The 6,267-nt window shown below is 67.0% G+C and carries 5 protein-coding genes; 1 reads left to right on the top strand and 4 read right to left on the bottom strand.

Annotated elements, in window-relative coordinates; all coding sequences use genetic code 11:
* Positions 1-14: 14 nt before the first annotated feature.
* The 4 genes from QE494_RS11380 to QE494_RS11365 are packed head-to-tail and all read right to left on the bottom strand — an operon-like array spanning position 15 to position 4,618.
* Positions 15-1,088, bottom strand: a complete 1,074-nt coding sequence (locus QE494_RS11380) for an ABC transporter ATP-binding protein (RefSeq protein ID WP_300043431.1) — start codon at positions 1,086-1,088, stop codon at positions 15-17.
* A complete protein-coding gene (locus QE494_RS11375) occupies positions 1,085-1,993 on the bottom strand; it encodes an ABC transporter permease (RefSeq protein ID WP_300043429.1) in 909 nt (302 codons plus the stop codon). Before QE494_RS11375 ends, QE494_RS11380 begins: the two co-directional genes overlap by 4 nt.
* Before the next feature lie 29 nt (positions 1,994-2,022).
* Positions 2,023-3,000 (bottom strand): ABC transporter permease, encoded by a 978-nt coding sequence (locus QE494_RS11370; protein WP_300043427.1) that lies wholly within the window; start codon positions 2,998-3,000, stop codon positions 2,023-2,025.
* A 19-nt stretch (positions 3,001-3,019) separates the two neighbouring features.
* Positions 3,020-4,618 carry an ABC transporter substrate-binding protein gene (locus QE494_RS11365; RefSeq protein WP_300043424.1) on the bottom strand — a complete coding sequence of 533 codons (1,599 nt, stop codon included), beginning with the start codon at positions 4,616-4,618 and terminating at the stop codon, positions 3,020-3,022.
* Between the two features lie 134 nt (positions 4,619-4,752).
* Between QE494_RS11365 and QE494_RS11360 the strand changes: the two genes are divergently transcribed.
* A complete protein-coding gene (locus QE494_RS11360; protein ID WP_300043421.1) occupies positions 4,753-5,937 on the top strand; it encodes a M20 aminoacylase family protein in 1,185 nt (394 codons plus the stop codon).
* The last annotated feature ends 330 nt before the right edge of the window (positions 5,938-6,267 follow it).

Genomic DNA, 6,267 nt, shown 5'->3' with positions numbered 1-6,267 from the left:
GTTCAGCGGATCACTCATGCCGTCACCCCTGGGCCAGAGCCCTCGGCGGCGTCCCAAGCGTGCAGGATGCGCGGGTCTGCGGCGAAGTGGCAGCGGCTTGCGCTGCCCCCCTCGCTTTGCAAGGCCGGCGCCTCTTGGTCGCAGCGTCCGGCTTCGGCCTGCGGGCAGCGCGGATGGAAGCGGCAGCCCACCGGCCACTGACCGGCAATGGGTACGCCACCGGGAATGGAAAACAGCGCCTCGCGCCGCGTACTGCGGCCCAGAACGCTGCGCAGCAGGCCCTGGGTATAGGGGTGGCGCGGTGCGGTGAAGAGAGGGCCTACCTCGGCGCGCTCGACCAGCTCGCCCGCATACATCACGTTCACCCGCTGGCAGGTCTGTGCCACCACACCCAGGTCGTGGGTGATGAGGAGCACGCCCAACCGAAGCCGTTCGCGCAGTCGCACCAGCAGCTTGAGGATCTCGGCCTGCACCGTGACATCGAGCGCGGTGGTGGGCTCGTCGGCGATGAGCAGCGCTGGCTCCATGGCCAGGGCTGCTGCAATCAGGATGCGCTGACGCTGGCCACCCGACAGCTCGTGCGGGTACTTGGCTGCGGTCTGCGCAGGCTGGGGCAGCTCCATCAGCTCGATCAGTTCGAGCACCCGCGCCTCAACGCCCTCGCGCCGGCCGTGGGCACGCAGGGCCTGTCCGATCTGCCGGCCCACCGGCATCAGCGGGTCGAGAAAACTCGAGGGATCCTGGAAGACCATGCCGACCCGGGCACCGCGCACCGCGCGCAAGGCGGCGGGCGCAAGCGTGGCCAGGTTGCGGCCCTCCAGCCAAACCTCGCCAGCCGCCACACGCAACTGGGGTGTGGCAAAGAGATTCATCACAGCACAGGCAGTGAGGGTCTTGCCGGAGCCGGACTCGCCCACCAGGGCGACCGCTTCGCCCCGGCGCACGGTGAAGGACACGTCGTTGACGAGGCGTATCGGGCCGCGCGCGCCGTCGACGTCCACGCACAGGCCACGCACATCGAGGAGCGCATCTTCTTCGGCGGGGACGCTCGCGTCCACGGGCCGGGTGGAAGGGATGCCAGACATCATGGACGGCGCTCCCCGCGCGGGTTGAGCGCGTCGTTGAGCGCGTCGCCGAGCAAGTTGAATGCGAGCACGGTCATCGCGATGGCCAGACCCGGAAAGGCCGACATCCACCACGCGCTGCGCAGGAACTGCTGCGCGTCATTGAGCATGCCGCCCCAGGAGATGGCGTTGGGGTCTCCCAGGCCAAAGAAGCTCAGCGACGCCTCAATCAGGATGGCCGAGGCGATGTCCAGCGAGCCCAGCACGATGATGGGCGCGGCCACATTGGGCAGGATTTCTTTGGCGATGATGGTCCTATCGGGCATGCCCGCGACCCTTGCGGCGTCGACGAAGGGCGCCTGCTGAAGGCTGGCCACCGTTGCCCGAACCACCCGCGCCATTTGTGGCCAGGCCAGCAGGCCAATGACCACAATGAGCTTGGTGGTGCTGGCGCCGAACAGCGCGATCACGATCAGGGCCAGTACGAAGCGCGGCAGGGTCTGGAAGAACTCCGCGATCCGCATCAGGACCACATCGATCCAGCCACCAAAGTAGCCAGCCACCGCGCCCACGGTCACCCCCAGGGTCACCGCCAACGCTGAGGAGGCAATACCGACCAGCAGCGACACGCGTGTCCCGTGCACCACCCGGGACCAGATGTCCCGGCCCAGGTCGTCGGTGCCAAGCCAGTGCCCGGGGGACAGCGGTGGCAGAAGGGCATCGTTGCTCCCGGAAAATGGGTCGTGGGTGGCGAACCAAGGTGCCAGCAGGGCCGCTAGCACCATCACGATCAGCAGGCCCAGCGCGACCCTCGTTGAGCCGCGCTGTAGCAGGCGCCGGCGTAGCCGCGCGCCCCGGCTTTCGCGCGTCTGGCTCACGGCCGCCAGCATGGCGTCTGCGGGCGCGGTGGAAGGAGGGTGGGTGGTCATTCGTGGCCAGTTATGCGGGCGCAGGCCCCTCAGGTCCGTTCGATCCGGGGGTCAATCAGGCGATGCACGATGTCAGTGATCAGGTTGGCGACCACCACGGTCGCAGAGACCATCAGCAAAATTGCCAGCATCACCGGGTAGTCGCGCTTGGAGATCGACTCATACAGCAAGCGGCCGATGCCAGGCCATGCGAACACCGCTTCAATGAGGGCGGAGCCCGCCAAAATGAAGCCGATGTTGTAGCCAATGACGGTGATCACCGGCGCAGCGGCGTTGCGCAGTGCGTGCACGCCAATCACCATGAACTCGCTGGCACCTCGGGCGCGGGCGGCCATGATGTAGTCAGCGCCCATCACCTCCAGCATGGCGGCGCGGGTTATCCGCGTGATCAAGGTGAGGTAGCGAAAGGACAGTGCAAACGCGGGCAACAGCAGGTAGCGCAGGCGCTCCACGACCCCCGCCCAGCCCTCGGGCAACCCTCGGATCGGCTCCGCTCCCTGGGAGGGCAGCCAGCCCAGGCCGATGGCGAAGGTGAGGATCAGGAGCTGACCGAGCCAGAAGTCGGGGACCGAGTAGCCCAGCGAAGCCCCGGCCTGCACACCGCCGTCAAGCCAGCGCTGGCCACGCGAGCGGGAGGCCATGGCAGCGGCCACGCCCAAGGTGACCCCGACCACGCTGGCCAGACCGAGAGCGCTGAGGGTCAGCATGAGCGTCGCGCCCAGGCGCTCGAAAATCAGGCTCGCCACCGGCTGCTGCGCGGCGAAGGAGTAGCCGAAGTCGCCTTGCAGCACTTTCAGCAGGTAGTTCCACAGTTGCACCCACACCGGCTGGTCCAGCCCGTACTCGCGGCGCATCTGCGCCAGGTACTCGGGCGGGGCGGGGAAGTCGCCCACCAGCAGCACCAGCGGATCACCCGGCGTGAACGCAATCAGCAGAAAGTTGAGGACCACCACCGCAAACAGCAGCGGCAGCGCCGACAGCAGTCGGCGCAGGATGAAAGCCGGCATCGCGTGGCTGCGGCCGGGCTTAGCCGACGCGTCGCACGCCGGACCACTGGTCGCGGCCGTCTAGCGCCGGGAACACGCCTTGCAGCTTCTTGCTGGCGGTGTCCACCGTTTCCTCGTCGAACAGCACCAGCGAAGGCAGGTCCTCGTTGAGGATCACCTGCAACTCCTTGTAAAGCCGGGCGCGGGCGGCGCGGTCGGGGTTGGTGGCCGCCTGCTGCAGCAGGTCGTCCACCTTGGGGTTGCTGTAGCCCGACGCGTTGGTGTTGGCTGCGGTGGTGGTGTTGGTCACGTAGAGGCGCGTGTAGCCAATGGCCGGGTCGCCGGCGGAGTAGAACGAGCCCAGGGTCATGTCGAAGTCGCGCTTGGTGAAAACGCGGTCGAGCAGTACCGAGCGCTCCAGCGGCTCGAGCTTCACCTCCAGGCCGATCTGGCGCAGGTTGTCCTGAATGATCTGCGACTGCGCCCGCATCTGCGCGCGGCCCACGTCGAAAGGCATGCGCAGGGTGATGGTGTTGGGCTTGATGCCGGCCTTGGCGAGCAGGGCGCGTGCACGGGCCGGGTCCAGCGGGTACTTCTTTGCGTAGCCCACTTCTTCGTTCAGGAGCCACTTGAAACCGTCGCCGAAGGCGCCAGCACCCGGACGGGCCAAGCCCTGCATCACCTGGGTCACCAGGCGCTTGCGGTCGATGGCCAGGGCCAGGGCCTGGCGCACTTCCTTCTTCTGCATGATCGCAGACTTGGTGTTGAACATCATGAACCAGATGGCCGGAATGTTCACACCTTGGCGCGGCGCCAGGTTTTTGTCCTTCAGCAGGCGCGGGGTCTCGGCCTTGGGCGTGTAGAAGTCCATCAGCGTGTCGATCTCTCCGGACTCCAGCGCCGGCACCCGGTTGGCCGGCTGGGGAATGATCTGGAAGATGATCTGCTCGAGGTAGGGCTTGTCGCCGTCCCAGTAGCTGGCATTGCGGACCAGACGGATGCTGGCGCCGCGTTTCCACTCGGCGAACTTGAACGGGCCGGTGCCCACCGGGCGCTGGTTGGCCGGGTTGGTGGCCACCGGGGTGCCCTCGTACACATGCCGCGGCAGCATCGGCGCGTCGAACACCGTCATCTGCGAGAGGAAGGGCGGGTAGGGCTTTTGCAGCTTCATCACGACGGTGTTGGCGTCGGGCGTCTCGACTTCCAGGCCGAGGTTCCTGAAGACCGCCGAGGCGCGCGGGTGCAGCTTGGAGAGCATCTCCACCAGGGTGAAGCGCACATCGGCGCTGGTGAAGTCGCGGCCATCGTGCCACTTGACGCCCGCGCGGAGGGTGAAGCGGTAGGTGCGCCCGTCGGCGGAGATGTTCCAGGCCGTGGCCAGGGCGGGCTTGGGGTTGTAGTCCTTGTCCAGCCAGACCAGACCCTCGAGGATCTTGGCCGACACGTCACCGGCGGTGAAGTCGGTGGTGGTGGCCAGGTTCAGGGTGGGCGGGTCGGTGTCAATACCCAGAACGGCGGTGCCCTTGGCCTGCGCGTGGGCCAATTGCCAGGGCGCCAGGCCGAGGCCAAGGGCGCCCAGGCCCATTTGCGCCATGCGGCGACGGTTGATCAAGGTCTGCTCTGGGGTGTTCTGGCTCATCGTCATTCCTTCAGGCGCGGCAGCGAAAGGTCGCTGGAAATACGGCCGGGCGGCAGGGCCGGCTCGGGCGGTTCGCTTGGTTTAGCATTCAAAATGATAGCCCAGCCGCAGCCCCCTCTTTTCTGAGACCTCCCATGACCATCCCCGCGCCTGTTTTGCCCGGCATCGCAGCGATCCAGGACGCGATGATTGACTTGCGGCGCGCGATCCATGCCAACCCCGAACTGGGCTACGAGGAGTTCGCCACCAGCGAGCTGGTCGCAAGCAAGCTCATGGCCTGGGGCTACGAGGTGCACCGGGGCCTGGCCGGCACCGGTGTGGTGGGCACCTTGCGCTGCGGCACTGGCACTCGGCGCCTTGGCCTGCGTGCCGATATGGACGCCCTGCCCATGACCGAAACCAGCGGTCTGCCCTGGGCCAGCCGCAGCCCGGGACGCATGCATGCCTGCGGCCATGACGGCCACACCGCCACCTTGCTGGCGGCAGCGCAACTTCTTTCCGTGACCCGGGGCTTCAGCGGTACCCTGCACCTGATCTTCCAGCCGGCCGAAGAAGGTTTGGCGGGGGCGAGGCGGATGGTGGAGGAGGGCTTATTTGAAAAGTTTCCCTGTGACCGTGTCTACGCCTTCCACAACGAGCCAGGCTTCGCGCAAGGGCGCTTCGGGATCATCGGCGGGCCTGTGTACAGCTCCTCGGACACCGCGATCATCACGATCCACGGCAAGGGCGGCCACGGCGCCATGCCGCACACCACCGTGGACCCGGTCGTGGTGGGCGCGCACCTGATCCTCGCTTTGCAGACCTTGGTTTCCCGTGAGGTGGACCCCAACGATATGGCGGTGGTCACCGTGGGTGCGATGCATGCAGGCACTGCGCCCAACGTCATTCCGAACAGCGCCGAGCTCAAGCTCACTGTCCGTGCCCGCCGGCCTGAGGTTCGCACCATGCTGCGTGATCGCATCACCGCCATGGCCCAGGCCCAGGCAGCGGTGCACGGCGCCCGCGCCGAGGTGGACTACCAGTGGAAGCTGCCGCCTTGCGTGAACGACGGCGAGGCCGCGGCCTTCGCCCGCGAGGTGGCCCTCTCGACCATGGGTGAGGCGGGTCTGATTGAGAACATGGCGCCTCTGCAAGCCAGTGACGACTTCGCCTTCATGCTCAACGCCGTGCCAGGCTGCTACATCGTGGTGGGCAACGGTGACGGTCAGGAAGGACCGGGCTGCATGGTGCACAACACGGCGTATGACTTCAACGACCGCATCTTGCCGACGACGGCGAGCTACTGGGTGTCGCTGGTGGGGGCGTATTTGAAGGGCTAATTCCTCGCTCAAATTTCTCGATCTGATTCTTCGGCCTACAGCGCGACGGGCATGCGGTACGGGCGCATCGGCTTCGATGCGGGGGCCCTTCGGGCTCCCCTGCGCTGCTCGCGCCGTGCGGGAGCCGGGGCAAACTCGCCGCCTTTGGCGGCTCAGACATGCCCCGCCTCTTTTTCCGCCCGACGCTGTGCTGCTCGGCCCCGCATAGGCGCCGCTGCCCCCGCACCGCACACCCGCCGCTTCCCTCACGCGAACGGTTTCGTTTCAAGAGGGTCGGTTATCAACCGAGCCTGCGAGACCAACGGGGCAGTGGGGAAGTGGGGCACAGGT

It is taken from the genome of Ramlibacter sp. (genome assembly GCF_029866045.1).
In the GTDB taxonomy this organism is placed as follows: Bacteria; Pseudomonadota; Gammaproteobacteria; order Burkholderiales; family Burkholderiaceae_C; genus Ramlibacter.
This window is presented reverse-complemented; position numbering and strand designations above follow the sequence as displayed.

Coding starts and splice junctions, on each gene's coding strand:
- QE494_RS11380 (WP_300043431.1), bottom strand. CDS start 1,088: ATGATGTCTGGCATCCCTTCCACCCGGCCCGTGGACGCGAGCGTCCCC.
- QE494_RS11375 (WP_300043429.1), bottom strand. CDS start 1,993: ATGACCACCCACCCTCCTTCCACCGCGCCCGCAGACGCCATGCTGGCG.
- QE494_RS11370 (WP_300043427.1), bottom strand. CDS start 3,000: ATGCCGGCTTTCATCCTGCGCCGACTGCTGTCGGCGCTGCCGCTGCTG.
- QE494_RS11365 (WP_300043424.1), bottom strand. CDS start 4,618: ATGAGCCAGAACACCCCAGAGCAGACCTTGATCAACCGTCGCCGCATG.
- QE494_RS11360 (WP_300043421.1), top strand. CDS start 4,753: ATGACCATCCCCGCGCCTGTTTTGCCCGGCATCGCAGCGATCCAGGAC.